At 62.3% G+C, this 15,161-nt stretch carries 13 protein-coding genes; 9 read left to right on the top strand and 4 right to left on the bottom strand.

What is annotated here, in order from left to right:
* The first annotated feature begins 98 nt into the window (after positions 1 to 98).
* The 5 genes from GO988_RS15290 (at position 99) to GO988_RS15270 (ending at position 5,968) form a co-directional block, all read left to right on the top strand.
* Positions 99 to 1,904 carry a methylmalonyl-CoA mutase family protein gene (locus GO988_RS15290; RefSeq protein ID WP_157566954.1) on the top strand — a complete coding sequence of 602 codons (1,806 nt, stop codon included), beginning with the start codon at positions 99 to 101 and terminating at the stop codon, positions 1,902 to 1,904.
* 72 nt (positions 1,905 to 1,976) lie between these two features.
* Positions 1,977 to 4,091: a methylmalonyl-CoA mutase gene (gene scpA / locus GO988_RS15285; protein ID WP_157566952.1), complete on the top strand. Its 2,115-nt coding sequence runs from the start codon at positions 1,977 to 1,979 to the stop codon at positions 4,089 to 4,091.
* A gap of 134 nt (positions 4,092 to 4,225) precedes the next feature.
* A complete protein-coding gene (locus GO988_RS15280; RefSeq protein WP_157566950.1) occupies positions 4,226 to 4,615 on the top strand; it encodes a spore germination protein GerW family protein in 390 nt (129 codons plus the stop codon).
* A 148-nt stretch (positions 4,616 to 4,763) separates the two neighbouring features.
* Positions 4,764 to 5,126: a DUF1304 domain-containing protein gene (locus GO988_RS15275; protein ID WP_157566948.1), complete on the top strand. Its 363-nt coding sequence runs from the start codon at positions 4,764 to 4,766 to the stop codon at positions 5,124 to 5,126.
* A gap of 53 nt (positions 5,127 to 5,179) precedes the next feature.
* Positions 5,180 to 5,968 (top strand): SDR family NAD(P)-dependent oxidoreductase, encoded by a 789-nt coding sequence (locus GO988_RS15270; RefSeq protein WP_157566946.1) that lies wholly within the window; start codon positions 5,180 to 5,182, stop codon positions 5,966 to 5,968.
* Between the two features lie 82 nt (positions 5,969 to 6,050).
* On the opposite strand, the gene GO988_RS15265 is transcribed toward GO988_RS15270, so the two are convergent.
* From GO988_RS15265 to GO988_RS15255, 3 genes are all read right to left on the bottom strand, one after another.
* A complete protein-coding gene (locus GO988_RS15265; RefSeq protein WP_157566944.1) occupies positions 6,051 to 6,554 on the bottom strand; it encodes an ankyrin repeat domain-containing protein in 504 nt (167 codons plus the stop codon).
* 105 nt (positions 6,555 to 6,659) lie between these two features.
* Entirely contained in the window at positions 6,660 to 8,123 is a 1,464-nt protein-coding gene (locus GO988_RS15260; RefSeq protein WP_157566942.1) for a M20 family peptidase, read from the bottom strand.
* A gap of 53 nt (positions 8,124 to 8,176) precedes the next feature.
* Positions 8,177 to 9,343 carry a geranylgeranyl reductase family protein gene (locus tag GO988_RS15255; protein WP_198172787.1) on the bottom strand — a complete coding sequence of 389 codons (1,167 nt, stop codon included), beginning with the start codon at positions 9,341 to 9,343 and terminating at the stop codon, positions 8,177 to 8,179.
* Positions 9,344 to 9,577: 234 nt separating this feature from the next.
* Here GO988_RS15255 and GO988_RS15250 point away from each other — a divergent pair, with 234 nt between their 5' ends.
* The gene (locus tag GO988_RS15250) at positions 9,578 to 11,434 is read left to right on the top strand and encodes a glycoside hydrolase family 2 protein (protein WP_157566938.1); all 1,857 of its coding nucleotides are present in this window, start codon (positions 9,578 to 9,580) and stop codon (positions 11,432 to 11,434) included.
* A gap of 99 nt (positions 11,435 to 11,533) precedes the next feature.
* On the opposite strand, the gene GO988_RS15245 is transcribed toward GO988_RS15250, so the two are convergent.
* The gene (locus GO988_RS15245) at positions 11,534 to 12,088 is read right to left on the bottom strand and encodes a DUF6985 domain-containing protein (protein WP_157566936.1); all 555 of its coding nucleotides are present in this window, start codon (positions 12,086 to 12,088) and stop codon (positions 11,534 to 11,536) included.
* 138 nt (positions 12,089 to 12,226) lie between these two features.
* On the opposite strand from GO988_RS15245, the gene GO988_RS15240 reads away from it, so the two are divergent.
* From GO988_RS15240 to fahA, 3 genes are all read left to right on the top strand, one after another.
* Positions 12,227 to 13,333 (top strand): Mrp/NBP35 family ATP-binding protein, encoded by a 1,107-nt coding sequence (locus GO988_RS15240; protein ID WP_157566934.1) that lies wholly within the window; start codon positions 12,227 to 12,229, stop codon positions 13,331 to 13,333.
* 102 nt (positions 13,334 to 13,435) lie between these two features.
* A complete protein-coding gene (locus tag GO988_RS15235; protein ID WP_157566932.1) occupies positions 13,436 to 13,663 on the top strand; it encodes a NifU family protein in 228 nt (75 codons plus the stop codon).
* Between the two features lie 160 nt (positions 13,664 to 13,823).
* Positions 13,824 to 15,131, top strand: a complete 1,308-nt coding sequence (gene fahA / locus GO988_RS15230; protein WP_157566929.1) for a fumarylacetoacetase — start codon at positions 13,824 to 13,826, stop codon at positions 15,129 to 15,131.
* Positions 15,132 to 15,161: the final 30 nt, after the last annotated feature.

The raw sequence follows: 15,161 nt of genomic DNA, 5'->3' as shown, positions 1-15,161 counted from the left end.
TACCCTTACCTGGTGGTGCAGGCAGCGTATGCAGCTGGCACGGTATCTTTCGGCGTATTTGGGCTGGCTGTGCCATTCCCGCGTTTGCTGACTACTGTATGGCTGCTTCTTCCCCGCTTCCCACTCCGCCGGTTTCGTTTCCTGAGTTTGCGCCCGTCACCACGGCCCAGTGGCAGGCCCAGCTGGCCCGCGAACTCAAAGGCACCGACCCGGCCAGCCTGCGCTGGACGCTGCCCGACGGCCTGGTGGCCGAGCCCTTTTACCACCGCGAAGCTCTCACCGAGCTAGGTGGCGCGCCAGCGCCCCTACCCCCCCGCCCCGCCCCGTGCCGCAACGTGGTGGCACTGACAGTGCCCACCGGCACCGATGGCCGCCTTCAAATAGAGCAGGGCGCCGATGCGCTGGCCCGCGGGGCCGATGGCCTGCACTTCGTTTTCAGCGGCGACCCTACCCCCTTTGCCGCGGCCGAGCTGGCGGCGCGCCTGCCGCTGGCCACTACCTGGCTGGGCTACAGCGTGCCCCAGCACCCCGACCAGTTGCTAGAGCGCTTGCACGCCGCCAATGCGGGCCAGCCCCTGCGGGGCTTTCTGCGCTTTATGCCTACTACCGTGCCTGAGGGAGCCGAGCTGCTGCCGTTTCGGGCTACGCTGCGGCGCTGCTTGCTGCTGGCCCAAGGCTGGCCCGACTTCTCGTCGCTGGCCGTGAACGGCACGTATTTTGGCAACCGCGGGGCCACGCTTACCCAGCAACTGGCTTTCAGCCTAAGCACGGCGGCTGCGATGCTGGCGGAGCTGCCCGACGAAGCGGCCGGGCTTTCGCTGGTCGACGTAGCACAGGCGCTGCACCTTGATTTTGCCATTGGGCCCAGCTATTTCCCCGAAATGGCCCGGCTGCGGGCGGCGCGCCGGCTGTGGGCCACGCTGCTGCAGGCCTACGGCCTACCCCCCCAGGGCGCGGTGGCGCTGCCCATCCACACCACTACCTCGACCTGGACGCAGACTACCCTCGACCCCCACACCAACCTGCTGCGCCACACCACCGAGGCGATGAGCGCCGTGCTCGGTGGGGCCGATTCTATTCAGGTGGCGGCATTTGATTGCCTGTACCAGGCGGCCAACGAGTTCAGTGCCCGCCTGGCGCGCAACCTACCCCTCATGCTTAGCCAAGAAGCGCACCTCGACTGGGTGGCCGACCCAGCTGCGGGCTCTTATTTTATCGAAACGCTGACCGATGAGCTGGCCCGCGCTGCCTGGGCCGAGTTTCAGGCGCTGGAGGCGCAGGGTGGCATGCTCGGGGCCCGCGCGCGCGCCCTAGAGGCCATCAGCCAGGCGGGCTTAGAGAAGTTTAAGCGCATTGCCACTGGCCAGGATGTGGTGGTAGGCACCAACCGCTTCCAGAACCCACACGAGAAATTCGACTTTCAGCCCAAGCAACTGTTGCGCTCGCGTGACTTCGATACCACCCGCGCCACTTACCCCAGCGAGGTGCTGCGCCTGGCCACGGCCTTGCACTTCGAGCGCCGCGCCAACCAAGACAAGCAGGCTACGCTGGTGCTGCTCGGCAATGCCCGCGTGAATGAAGACATTGCCGATGCCTTCTGGCACTTGCTGCACCCCAGCCAGCGCGCCGACGAAGTGCCCGCGCCCGCCGTGGCACCCGACGCTTATTCGGTCCTCTTTTCGAAACCCGAGGAAGCAACCCTCATGTACGCGACCCCCGAGCAATTTGACCACTTGGCGCGGGTGGTGCAGCAGGTGCCCACAGACCATGTATTCGACATTCCTTCCCTCATTACCTCCGACCTGGCCACCTTGCTGGAAGCCGTGCGGGTATTTGGGTTTAAGGAATTTGTAGTTGAAGGCCACAGAACCGAGGAGGTGCTGGCCCGGCTGCAAGGGCGATAAAACCTGCTTTGTCTTTGCCTTATAACAAGGACCGTAATTGCTCACTGCTGTATAAGACTTATTCGCTGCTCTATGCGTCCCGACTTCTCTGCTATTTCCTACGACGCGGCTGCGCTCCCTACCCCCCCTAAACCGGCCGACTACCCCAGCGCCGGCCCGGCCGTGTACACGCCCGCCGATGCCGCGCACCTGCCGCACCTGGGCTTTGGGGCAGGCCTACCCCCCTATTTGCGCGGGCCCTACGCCAGCATGTACGTGCGCTCGCCCTGGACGGTGCGGCAGTACGCGGGCTTCAGCACGGCCGAGGAATCGAACGCCTTCTACCGCCGCAACCTGGCCGGCGGGCAGAAGGGCTTGAGCGTGGCCTTCGACCTGGCGACGCACCGCGGCTATGACTCGGACCACCCGCGCGTGGTGGGCGACGTGGGCAAGGCCGGCGTGGCCATCGACTCGGTGGAGGACATGAAAATCCTGTTCGACCAGATTCCGCTGGGCGAAATGTCGGTGAGCATGACCATGAACGGGGCGGTGCTGCCGGTGCTGGCTTTCTTCATTGTGGCGGCCGAGGAGCAGGGGGTAGGGCCGGAGAAATTGACGGGCACCATTCAGAATGACATTCTGAAGGAGTTTATGGTGCGCAACACCTATATCTATCCGCCCGCGCCGAGTATGCGGCTGATTGCGGATATTTTTGCCTACACGGCGCAGCACATGCCCAAGTTCAACAGCATCAGCATCTCGGGCTACCACATGCACGAGGCCGGCGCCACCGCCGAGCTGGAGCTGGCCTACACCCTGGCCGATGGCTTGCAGTACGTACGCGCCGGCCTAGCGGCGGGCATGAAAATTGATGATTTTGCGCCGCGGCTGTCCTTTTTCTGGGGCATTGGCATGAACCACTTTCTGGAGATTGCCAAGCTGCGCGCCGGCCGCCTGCTCTGGGCCAAGCTCATCAAGCAATTCGACCCGCAGAATGCCAAGAGCCTGGCCCTACGCACGCACTGCCAAACGTCGGGCTACTCGCTCACCGCCCAAGACCCCTTCAACAACGTGGCCCGCACCACCGTGGAGGCGCTCGCCGCGGCGCTCGGCGGCACCCAAAGCCTGCACACCAACGCGCTGGACGAAGCGCTGGCCCTACCCACGGATTTTTCGGCGCGCATCGCCCGCAACACGCAGCTGTATTTGCAGCACGAAACCGATATTACCAAAGTGGTGGACCCCTGGGGTGGTTCCTACTACGTCGAAAGCCTCACCGCCGACCTCGCCAACCAAGCCTGGGCCTTGATGGAGGAGGTCGAAGCCCTCGGGGGCATGGCCGCGGCCATCGAAACTGGCTTGCCCAAGCTGCGCATCGAGGAAGCTGCTGCCCGCAAGCAGTCGCGCATCGACGCGGGCCAGGAAGTGATTGTAGGCGTGAATAAATACCTGGCGCCGGAGGGCGAAACCCCGCTTGACGTGCTGCAAATCGACAACGACGCCGTGCGTGAGTCGCAGGTGGCGCGCCTGCAAAAGATTCGGGCCGAGCGCGATAACGACGCCGTGCAAACGGCCCTGCAAGCCCTCACGGCCGCCGCGGGCAGCGCCACCTCTACCGAAAGCACCAACCTGCTGGCCTTGGCCGTGACGGCCGCCCGCGCCCGCGCTACCCTCGGCGAAATCTCCGATGCGCTCGAAGCCCAGTGGGGCCGCCACCAGGCCACCAGCCGCACCGTGCAGGGCATCTACCAGCAGGGCATGACCGACAACGCCGACTTTGCCCAGGCGCGCCGGGCCGCCGAGGACTTTGCCGCCCGCGAAGGCCGCCGCCCGCGCATGCTGGTGGCCAAAATGGGCCAGGATGGCCACGACCGCGGCGCCAAAATCATCGCCACCAGCTTTGCCGACGTGGGCTTCGACGTGGACCTGGCGCCCCTCTTCCAAACCCCCGCCGAGGTAGCCCGCCAGGCTGTGGACAACGACGTGCACGTGGTGGGCGTGAGCAGCCTCGCCGCTGGCCACAATACCCTCCTACCCCAGCTCATTCAGGAATTGCAGAACGAGGGCCGGCCCGATATTTTGGTCATTGCGGGCGGCGTCATCCCGCCGCAAGATTACCAGCAGCTTTACGATGCCGGTGTGGCCGGCATTTATGGCCCCGGCACGGTAATAGCCAAATCGGCGCTGGAGATTTTGAAGAAGTTATAACGGAGCACTTAGGCCCTTCTTTTAGTCAGCCCTACCCCCTATTAGTCGGCCCTACCCCCTATTTTTAAGGGCCGCCCCGTACTTGCCGGGACGGTATTTGCGGGTAATACCTCACTACTTTTTCCGTTTTTGTTATGACGACGCTCACTTCTGCCACTGAACCGGTGCTTTCCCTCCTCGAACGCCTGGGCCAGCAGCTTAGCACCTCGACCCAGACTATCTACGGCCAGCCCGTTGAGCGCGACGGCGTCACGGTTATTCCGGTAGCGCGCGCCTACTACGGCTTCGGCGGTGGCGGGGGTAGCGGTACCGAAACCAACGAAAAAGCCGGCTCGGGCGCTGGCGCCGGGGCCGGCGTGGCGCTCACCCCGATAGGCTACATCGAGCTACGACAGGGGCGCAGCCGCTTTCGGCCCATCCGGTCGTCGGTGGTGCCGCTGGTGGCGGTAAGCGGCGCTATCGCCTGGCTCTTGCTGCAAAGCGTGCCTCGGCTGCTCGGCAAGCGCGGGGCTAATTATAGTTAGGCGCCTTACAAGCGCACCCATTCCGCTGTGCTGCTTCGTGCCTGAATGAGCGTAGCAAATTAAGAACTGGCCCGCCCCACCGGCGGGCCTTTCTACTTTTTGGCGTATTTTCTCTGGGTGTTTTCACCCCCTACCCCCCCCTCCTATTATGCACCTGCTCAGTCAAATACTCATTGGGCTAGTGGCCCTTATCCACGGGTATATCGTGTGGCTGGAGATGTTTGCCTGGACCACGCGGGGGCCGAAGGTGTTTAGGACCTTACCGGCCGCGCTCTTTGAACCGACCAAGACGCTGGCTGGCAACCAAGGCTTGTATAATGGCTTTTTGGCGGCGGGCTTGGGTTGGGCGCTGCTCATAGCCGAGCCGGCCTGGCACCGCTACGTGGGCAGCTTTTTTCTGGGCTGCGTAGCGGTGGCAGGCCTGTATGGCGCGGCTACGGCGGGTAGGCGCATCTTGCTGGTGCAAACGCTGCCGGCGCTGCTGGCCCTGGGGGCACTGTGGCTAGCCTAAATCAAAAAGAGGGGGGTAGGTGTTAAAGAAGCTACGCTATTTTTTCCCTTCTCATGGACCTACAACTCACTTCTAAAACGGCGCTCATTACGGGCTCGACGGGCGGCATCGGCCTGGCTATTGCGCAGCGCCTGGCTGCCGAGGGCGCCGCCGTTATCCTCACTGGGCGCACCGACGGACGCATCGCGGAAGCCAAAAAAGCCATCCTGGCCCAGACGCCGGGCGCGCAAGTCAGCGGGGTAGCCGTCGATTTTGAAAAAGCCGACCAGGTAGACAACCTGCTGAAGCAGGTGCCCACGGTGGACATTCTCATCAACAACATCGGTATTTTCGAGCCCAAGCCGTTTGTCGAAATAACCGATGCCGAATGGCTGCGCTTCTTTGAGGTGAACGTGCTGAGCGGCGTGCGGCTGGCGCGGCAATACTTCCCGCTGCTGCTGCAGCAGGGCTGGGGCCGCATCTTATTCATTTCGAGCGAGTCGGCTATTATGACGCCGAGCGAGATGATACACTACGGCATGACCAAAACGGCCCAGCTAGCCGTGGCGCGCGGCCTGGCCGAACTCACCAAAGGCACGGAGGTAACCGTTAATTCGCTGCTGCCCGGCCCCACTGCCTCGGAGGGAGTAGAGGAATTCTTGAAAAAACTGGCCGGCGAAGGCAAAACCCGCGAGGAGGCCGAGCACGAGTTTTTCCGCGATGCCCGGCCCTCTTCGTTGCTCCAGCGCTTCATCACGGTAGACGAAATCGCCAATACGGCCGCCTACTTGGTGAGCCCGCTGGCGGCCGCTACTACCGGCGCTTCGGTGCGCGCCGATGGCGGGCTGCTGCGCCAGATTTAGCGCACGCTCATTGTTGCGAAGCAAAAAGAACGTCCTGCTGCGCTTGTCGAAGCAGGACGTTCTTTTTGCTTATAGCTGATTATCAGTCCTCAATCTCGGCGCCGCCGAGTAGTTTCCAGGCTTCTTCGTTGCCTTGCTGGCCGGCGAGGTGCAGGGCAGTGAGGCCGCGCACGTCTTTGGCGGTGGTGTCGGCGCCGGCTTCGAGCATGATTCTGACCAACTCGTTGCGCCCGAAGAGGGTAGCAAACATGAGGGCCGTGCCGCCGTTGCCATTGGTAAGGTTGAGGTCGGCGCCGCGCTCGATGAGCAGCCGGGCGATGTCGGCGTAGCCTTTGAAGCACACGCCCATCAGGGCCGAGTTGCCGCTGGCATCTTGCAGGTTGAGGTCGGCGCCGGCGTCGATAAGCACGCGAGCGGCTTCGAGGTGGTCGTCGTAGGTAGCCAGGATAAGGGCCGAGTGGCCCTTGCCGTTTTGGGCGTTGATATCCACCTGGGGGTCTTGGATGAGCTGCTGAATTTCGGCCACATCGCCGCGGCGGGCAGCATCGTAGAGCAGGTCGATGGGTTGGGCAGAGGTGAAAGACATCGGAATACGAGGTATGCGAATTGGTACGACAAACGGGGGGTAGGAGATGTTTGGCCAGGGCAGGGCCGGCGACCCAGCGCAAATTAACCCATTACCCCGGGCGCGCTACGGCATATTTTGAATAAGCGCGGCGTAAAACCGAATCAGCTGCTGGTAAGCGGCGGGGCGCAGGCGCTCGTTGGTGCCGTGTAGGCTCTCGATGGCGGCCTGGTCCATCAGCACCGGCGTGAAGCGGTAGGTGGCCTGGGGGCAAAGCGCGGCGTAGGCGCGGGCATCGGTGGCGCCCACCACCACGTAGGGCGCCACCAGCGCCTGCGGAAACACGCTGCCGATGGTGCGCTGCAACGCCCGAAAAGCCGCGTTGTCGGTGCCCGAAACGGGCGAGGCGTTGCGGCCTTCACCGAGGATTTTCACCCGGATTTGCGGGTCGTCAATAACCTGGGTTACCTGCTTCATTACGGCCGCGACCGAGTCGCCGGGCAGTAGGCGAAAATTGACGGTGGCCGTGGCTTCGATGGGCAGCACGTTGTCTTTGTCGCCACCCCGCATAATGGTGGGCGCCGTGGTGGTGCGCAGGGCGGCGTTGCCGGAGGGAGTCGCGGCCAACGACTTCTTGATAAGCGCCCCAAACAGCCATTGGTTGGCAAATACCAGGCGCTTGCCAAACGGTACGGCTGGCGCCAGGTAAGCCAGCAGGCCGCTCACGCCGCCATCGAGGCGCGCCGGAAAAGGCTGGGCTTCGAGCCGCGCTACAGCGGCAGCCACACGGCCCACACTCGTGAGCGCCGGCGGCATGGAGGAGTGCCCACCCTGCCCGGTAGCCGACAATTCGAGGCTCAGATACCCCTTTTCGCTGACGCCCACCAACGCCACAGGCTGGGTGAGGCCGGCCACCCCGTCGGCCTTAACCAAGCCGCCTTCATCGAGTACCATTTCCAGCTGCGGGTGCTGCGTACGGAGCAGCGCGGCCAGGGCAGCGGCCCCGCGCAGGCCCTGGGTTTCTTCGTCGTGGCCAAAAGCCAGCAGCACCGTGCGGCGGGGCTGGTAGCCAGTGCGCAGCAGGTATTCCACGGCTTCGAGTTGGCCGATGAGGTTGAGTTTGTCATCGAGTGCGCCGCGGCCGTAGAGGTAGCCGCCCGCCTGCTGGCCCGCAAAGGGTGGGCGCACCCACTGGCCTTCGGTGCCGGGCAGCACGGGCACCACGTCTTGGTGGGCCAGCAGCAGCAGCGGCTTGCGGCCGGCGTCGGTACCGGGCCACTCGTAGAGCCGGCCGTAGTGATTGACGGCCTGGAGCTTGAGGCGCTGGTGCACCAGCGGGAACGTGCGCTGCAAGTAGGCCGCCAACTGGTCGAAGGGCACCGTATCGGTTTCGGCGTAGCGCGTGCGCGACACGGTGGCGATGCGCAAAGCCCCCGCCAGGTGGGCCGTGGCCGAATCGGGGGGTAGGGCCAGCGCGGGGGCCGGCGGCCCGGCCGCCAACTGGTGGTTGGGCAAGCGCAGGGTATTCACCAACAGCACGGCCGCCAGCTCGACCAGCACTAGCAGCAAAAAGCGAAGAAATAAGCGCATAAGCAGCACGAGTTTAAGCCACAAGTTTACGCCGGCGGCGTCCTACCCCCTGTTTAGCCCAGCAGCCCTTGCAGCCAGCGGCGCAGGCGCGGCACGGCGGCCACGCGCACGGCGGCATTCACCAGCCAGGGCCGGGCACTGAACAGGCGCATTAGACGGTGGTGCAGCAGCAGCTTGGCGCCAATCTGCTGCTGCACCGCGTCGGTGTAGGGCTGCATAAACGCCGCATCAAACGCCCCAGCCGCGCAGCAGCGCCGGGCCTGGGCGGCGGCCAGAATGCCGCTTTCCACGGCCGTATCGATGCCGTGGCCCTGCAAAGGGTCGATGAGCGCCGCCGCGTCGCCGCATAGCAAAAACCCCGTACCCGCCACCGGCAGCGCCGCCCCTACCCCCCCGCCCAGCGGCAGGCCAAAGCCCCGCGTGGGGCCCAGCTGCCGGGCCTGGGCAAAGCGCTCGGCCAGCGCGGGGTGGGTAGCGAGCCACTCGCGCAGCAGCACTTTCAGGTCGATTTTGTGTGCGCTAATCAGCTCGGTAAGCAACCCCAGGCCTACGTTGTAGCGGCCGTTGCCCACCGGAAACACCCAGCAATAACCGGCTAGGTAGTCGCGGCTGAAATAAAATTCGGTGGTGTCGTCGGGCGCGTCGGCCACATTTTCGAAATAGGCGCGCACGCCCACGCAGGGCTGCGGCTGGGCAGGGCCAGGCAGCAATTGGCGGCGCACCACCGAATTAGCCCCGTCACAGCCCACCACGAGGCGGCAGCGCAGCTCGCCCTGCGTAGTGCGCAGGTGCACACCATCGGGCCCGGCGGTTACTTCGAGCAGACTGGTGTTTTCCAAAATAACGGTATCGGTGTGGTGGCGCACCAGGCCAAGCAGCGCCGCATCAAAATCGAGCCGCGGACTGTTGAAGCTAGGTTTTTGCCAGTGCAGCCACAGGCTGCGGCCGCTGGGCGCCACCAGCCGGCTGTGGCGGGCCGGGCTTTGGGGGCGCAAGCCAGCCAGGGCGACGCGATACGCGGGGTCAAGGGCCGCCAGCGCTTTGAGCGCCGCCCCCGGAATGGCATCGCCACAGATTTTATCGCGCGGGAAAGCGGCCTTGTCGAGCAGCGCCACCCGCAGGCCGCTGCCGCGCAGGGCCAGCGCGCAGGCCGTGCCCGCCGGCCCCGCGCCCACTAGGGCAACGTCGTAAGTGGGCAAAGGGGGGGTAGGCGGCAGCACGGCGTAAAGGTAAAAGCTCGGCCAAGTTTGCCCCCTGGGCAGCGCCTCGGCCTAGCCCGTGGCGAAGCTTGCCCACCCTCAGCCTTCGGGTAGTTGTTATTTCATTCAGCTATTATAAAATGGCCGGCGTACAACTGATGGGCTTTTACTTGCGCCCGTTTCCTGGCCCGTTGGCCCGGCTATTGCTCTCACTCTGTAATACTGCTTTTCGCGTTCTACCGTTAGCTTACCCCCATGGACGACCTCACGCACGCTAACTACGGCCTTTCGGCCGCCCCCGAAGCCCACCCCGCCGAAGAAGTTGACAACTCGCTGCCCCGCGCCGTGCTGCGGCCGGGCGCTCACTTTCTGCTCGATGGCACTTGGCGCTTCGCCATCGACCCCGACGACGTGGGCCTAGCCCAGGATTGGGCCCTGGGCCAGGAATACGACTATACCGCGCAGTGGCCGGGCTCGATTGAGGAGCACATGGCCCAGGCGCACACCGCCGTCGGCCCCGCCTGGCAAGACCGCATTGTGGCCTGGTACGAGCGCGAATTCACCTTGCCCGAAGTAGCCGAAGCCCAGTCGCGTTCGCTGTTTCAGCTCACTTTCGGGGCTTGCGGCTATGAAACGCGGGTGTGGCTCAACGGCCACTTGTTGCAAACTATTGAGGGCGAAGAAATTCACTTTGGTGAGTATACTTCGTTTTCGTACGAGCTACCCGAAGAGCACCTGCACCTCGTCAATCGCCTCACGGTGCGCATCGCCGATACGATGGACGCCGAAACGACCCGCGGCAAGCAGGAATCGCACGTGTACAAGCGCGGCGGCATCTGGTACCAAACCTACACTGGGGCCGTGCGCTCGGTGTGGCTCGAAACCGTGGAGCGCAACCGCCTACGCTCGCGGGTGGGGGTAGTGAGTGTAATTGAAGACCATTTGGTGCGCTTCAACCTGACTATGCGCATCCACGACCCGGCGCAGTATACGGTTCGCCTTCAAGTATTTGAGCTAGATTCGCCGGCCGACGTGACCCAGCCGGGTGTGGTCCCGCTGGCTAGCTCCGACTTTCCACTCTACCTCACCGAAGGCCAGCATGAGCAGCGCCTGGTAGTAGAGGTGCCCGGCGCCGAAGTGTGGTGCCCCGAAAACCCCCATCGCTACCGCCTGGTAGCCCAGCTCATCGACGCGACCGGCTACACGGCCCAAATTGAGGCCCGCTTTGGTTTGCGTAAGGTGGAAGCGCGCGGCCGCAAAATTTACCTCAACAACGAGCCCGTTTACCTCGACGGCATTCTTTACCAGCCGGGCACCGCTACCTACGCCGAAATGCAGCGCCACATGCACGCCATGAAAGCGCTGGGCTGCAACCTAGTACGCGTGCACATCGCCGGCATTGACCCCCGTATTTACAACCTGGCCGACGAGCTGGGCCTGTTGCTGTGGGTAGAAGTGCCCAGCCCACACAGCTCTACCCCCCGCAGCCGCGAAAACCACCACGCCGAGCTGCTGCGCATGCTCACGCTGATGGAAACCCACCCGAGCATCATTATCTGGAGCTTGTATAACGAGGACTGGGGCGCCCAAGACATTGCCACCAACCCCGAAACGCGCGCGTATATCGTGGATACTTACCACTTTATGCAGCTAGCCCACCCGCAGTTTCTGGTGATTGACAACGATGGCTGGCACCACATCTCGTATCACGGCCGCCTGAAGTCAGACATCCTCACGGCCCACCTCTACACGCCCGACCTTGGCCGCTGGCGCGAGCTGCTCGACCGCCTCATTGGCGGCGAAATGCAGGGCACGGCCGCCTTCCCGCTGGTGGTAGGCGACCCGTTTTTCTACCGCGGCCAGGTGCCGCTGCTCGTGAGCGAGTGGGGCGGTTTCGGCTTTAGCGACTACGGCGGCCCCGCCGATGCCGAGGCCCGCACCAACAGCATCCGGGCCTTCAAGCAGGAGCTGCGCAAGCGTCCCATCGCGGGCGACGTGTACACCCAAGCCACGAATATTGAGGACGAACGCAACGGCCTCATCGGCTTCCACAGCGGTGAGCTAGACGTGCCCGAAGGCCTGCTACACTCGGAGCCTGAGCAGATAGGGTAAATCAACTTGATATTCCATTAAATAGAAAAGCCATAGCATTTGCTATGGCTTTTCTATTTAATGGAATAGGGCAGTCGCAATTATTGCATATTATAGCATTCAAAACTGTGCTAATAATTCGTCTTCTTCGTCTGCTTTACCATACGCATCAGCTTCAGTTAGATGTCCGTCCTGTTCACTTACACGCGTTATCTTTTTGCCTTGTCTAAAAATAAGCTGGAGGCCGTGCTCCTGCTCCCAATCGCATTCACAGGCAATTTGAACGTAGATATCTGGCTCTCTATATGGCCTTCTTGATACATAAATATCACTTGGCCAAACGAATCCCCAGATTTCATTTTCGTCATCTATATCTCTTAAAGACTTATCTTCTTCAATGAAATCAACCGCATTTAAGAATTCCATGCAATTCTTATAAACTAAATGAGAAATATTTTCTCTATCAGTGCTGCCAAGAGCTAGAAAGTTGGCTAGTGCTTTATCCGCTTCTATAAGAAATTCTTTATCCTCACCAGGCTCATAGCCTATGAATGTTATGGATAATTCCTGATTATCAAAAAATGGTATTGGGAATTTACTACTCGTCCACCAATTCGAGAAGTTCTTATCCTGTATAAGACTACCTATCACCTGAGAATTTATTCGAGAATCCATGAGTGGCGATGAGTCCTGTCAGCGTGTGAATATTTTGGTTTCTTTCCTTGGTGTGCAATGTATCTATACGGGCTGTGAAACCCCTACCCCCCGCGCCGGGTTATCTTTGCAGCTACGCCCCTAGCGGCGCATTTGCATATGCCTGAACTAACGATAGAAGCCGTCCGCCACGCCCTGAGCTTCGTGGAAGAGCCCGACCTGGGCCAGGATTTAATTACCCTGAACATGGTAGAAGACATCAAGGTCGAAGGCCGCGTGGTGTCGTTTACGGTGGTGCTCACTACCCCCGCCTGCCCGCTCAAGCAGCTCATCCACGATGCCTGCGAGCGCGCTGTGCACACGATGGTAGATAAAGACGCTGAGGTAGTTATCATGATGACGTCGCGCGTGACGACCATGCGCAACAACAACACCATCCTGCCCGGCGTGAAGAATATTATTGCCGTGGCCTCGGGCAAAGGGGGGGTAGGCAAAAGCACCGTGGCCGCCAACCTGGCCGTGGCGCTGGCCGCCACCGGCGCCAAAGTGGGCTTGGTCGATGCCGATATTTCGGGGCCGAGCATGCCCACCATGTTTGGTGTGGAGGATGCCCGGCCGCACGTTTTTCAGGGGCCAAATGGCAAGAATTTAATTCAGCCCATCATTAAATACGGGGTGAAGCTGATGAGCATCGGCTTTTTGGCGCCGAGTGAGAACGCCATTGTGTGGCGCGGGCCGATGGCTTCGTCGGCGCTCAAGCAATTCATCACCGAAGTAGAGTGGGGCGAGCTTGACTACTTGCTGCTCGACCTGCCGCCCGGCACCTCCGACATTCACCTTACCTTGGTGCAAACGGTGCCCGTGACCGGTGCCATCATCGTGACGACGCCGCAGCCGGTGGCGCTGATGGATGCGCAGAAAGGCCTCCAGATGTTCCGCCAGCCCCAAATCAACGTGCCGGTGCTGGGCATTATCGAAAATATGGCGTGGTTTACGCCCGCCGAGCTGCCTGACAACAAATACTTTATCTTTGGTGAAGGTGGCGGGCAGCGCCTGGCCGACAAGCACGAGGTGCCGCTGTTGGGCCAGTTGCCGCTCATCCAGGCGGTGCGCGAAGCCGGCGACGACGGCCGCCCCGCCGTGCTGGCCGATGCAACTTCGGCTGCCGCGGGTACGTTTCGTGATTTGGCCGAAAGCCTGGCTCGCCAGGTAAGTATCCGTAATAATGTGGCACCCAAAACCACTATTGTTACCATGAATAGTTAAGTAGGCGCGGCAAACCGGTAGCTGCTAACTTGCTTGCCACTCGCCGCGCATTCGTTGCCCCAAACTGTTCATTGCCCACTATTCATTGTTAATTGATTGAAGATGGATTCTGTTTTGTCCCGTGTTGAGCAAGCCCTTGATTCGCTGCGGCCGTACCTGGCCACTGATGGCGGCAACGTGCGCGTGGCCGAAATCACGGACGCCGGCGTGCTAAAGCTAGAGTGGGAAGGCGCCTGCGGGGCCTGCCCCATGTCGCCCATGACCCGCGCCGGCCTCGAGGACTCGGTGCGCCGCGCCGTGCCCGAAATCACGGCCGTCGAAGCCCGCTAAGCTCCTAAAAAGCGTCTTTATCGTTTGTCATATTGAGCTTGCCGAAGCAGCTCGCGTGCGCCAATGGGGGGTAGCAACCCTGCTGACGCGCGCTGCTTCAGCAAGCTCAGCATGACAAACGTTTTTTATTACCTGCCAACGCCCGCGCTGACTTTCATACATGCCCGCTTCGCCTGCCAACGACCCTACCCTGCGTTCCTGGATTGACATCCGGCCAACCGACGATTTTCCGATTCAAAATCTGCCGTTTGGGGTGATGGAAACGCCCGAGTGGGGCCCGCGCGTGGCGGTGGCCATCGGCGGCTACGCCTTGGATTTGTACGCCTGCGCGCAACTGGGCTTTTTCGATAGCATAGCGGAAGACGTGCCCGCGCTGGGCGCGGCGCTGCCCAAGGTGTTTCGGCGGCGCTCGCTCAATGCTTTTTTGCGGTTAGGGCCGCTGGCGTGGCGGGCCGTGCGCGAGCGCGTGAGCGAGCTGCTGCGCCACGACAACCCGACCCTGCGCGACAACGAACTGGCCGTGCGCACCTGCCTGCTGCGCCAGCGCGACGTGGCCATGCTGCGCCCAGTGAAACCCACCAACTACGTCGATTTCTATTCGAGCCTCGAACACGCCACCAACGTGGGGGCAATGTTTCGGCCCGATAAGCCGCTGCTGCCCAACTGGCGGCACCTGCCCATCGCCTACCACGGCCGTGCCAATTCCATCGTGGTGAGTGGCACCGACGTGCGCCGGCCACAAGGCCAGTACCGCCCGGCAGGCCAGGAAACGCCGGTTTTTGGCCCTACCCAGCAGCTTGACTTTGAGCTGGAAACGGCCTTTGTGGTGGGCCGCGGCACCGCGCAAGGCACTGCCGTGCCCATTGCCCAAGCCGAAGACCATATTTTTGGCTTGCTGCTGTTCAACGATTGGAGCGCCCGCGACATTCAGAGTTGGGAATACCAACCGCTGGGGCCGTTTTTGGGGAAAAACTTCGCCAGCAGCGTGTCGCCCTGGGTCGTGACGCTTGATGCGCTGGAGCCCTTCCGGGTAGCCGGCCCAGTGCAGGAGCCACCGCCCCTACCCTACTTGCAAACCGCAAGCGACCAGCATTTTGACATTCAGCTTGAGGTGCTGATTCAGCCGGCTGGCTCCACGGTAGCGCCGCTAGTTATCAGCCACACCAGCACGAAGCACTTGTATTGGAGCATGGCCCAGCAGCTGGCCCACCACGCCAGCAACGGCTGCCCGCTCGACGCGGGCGACCTCTACGCCTCGGGCACCATCAGCGGCCCTACCCCCGGCTCGCTCGGCTCACTGCTGGAGCTAACGCAGCGCGGCACCCAGCCCCTGCTGCTACCCAACGACTTGCAGCTGGGCTTCTTGCGCGATGGCGACACGGTTATTTTGCGCGGCTACGCCGAGAAAAATGGGCTACGCATCGGGCTAGGCGAGGTACGCGGCACGGTGCTGCCAGCTGCGGAGTAGCCTGCGTATAGCGTGGCCGCTTGGCCTATG

This window comes from Hymenobacter ginkgonis (assembly GCF_009755225.1).
GTDB classification, from domain to species: Bacteria; Bacteroidota; Bacteroidia; order Cytophagales; family Hymenobacteraceae; genus Hymenobacter; species Hymenobacter ginkgonis.
The sequence above is the reverse complement of the archived record's forward strand: the minus strand, read 5'-3'. Positions and strand labels throughout refer to the sequence as shown.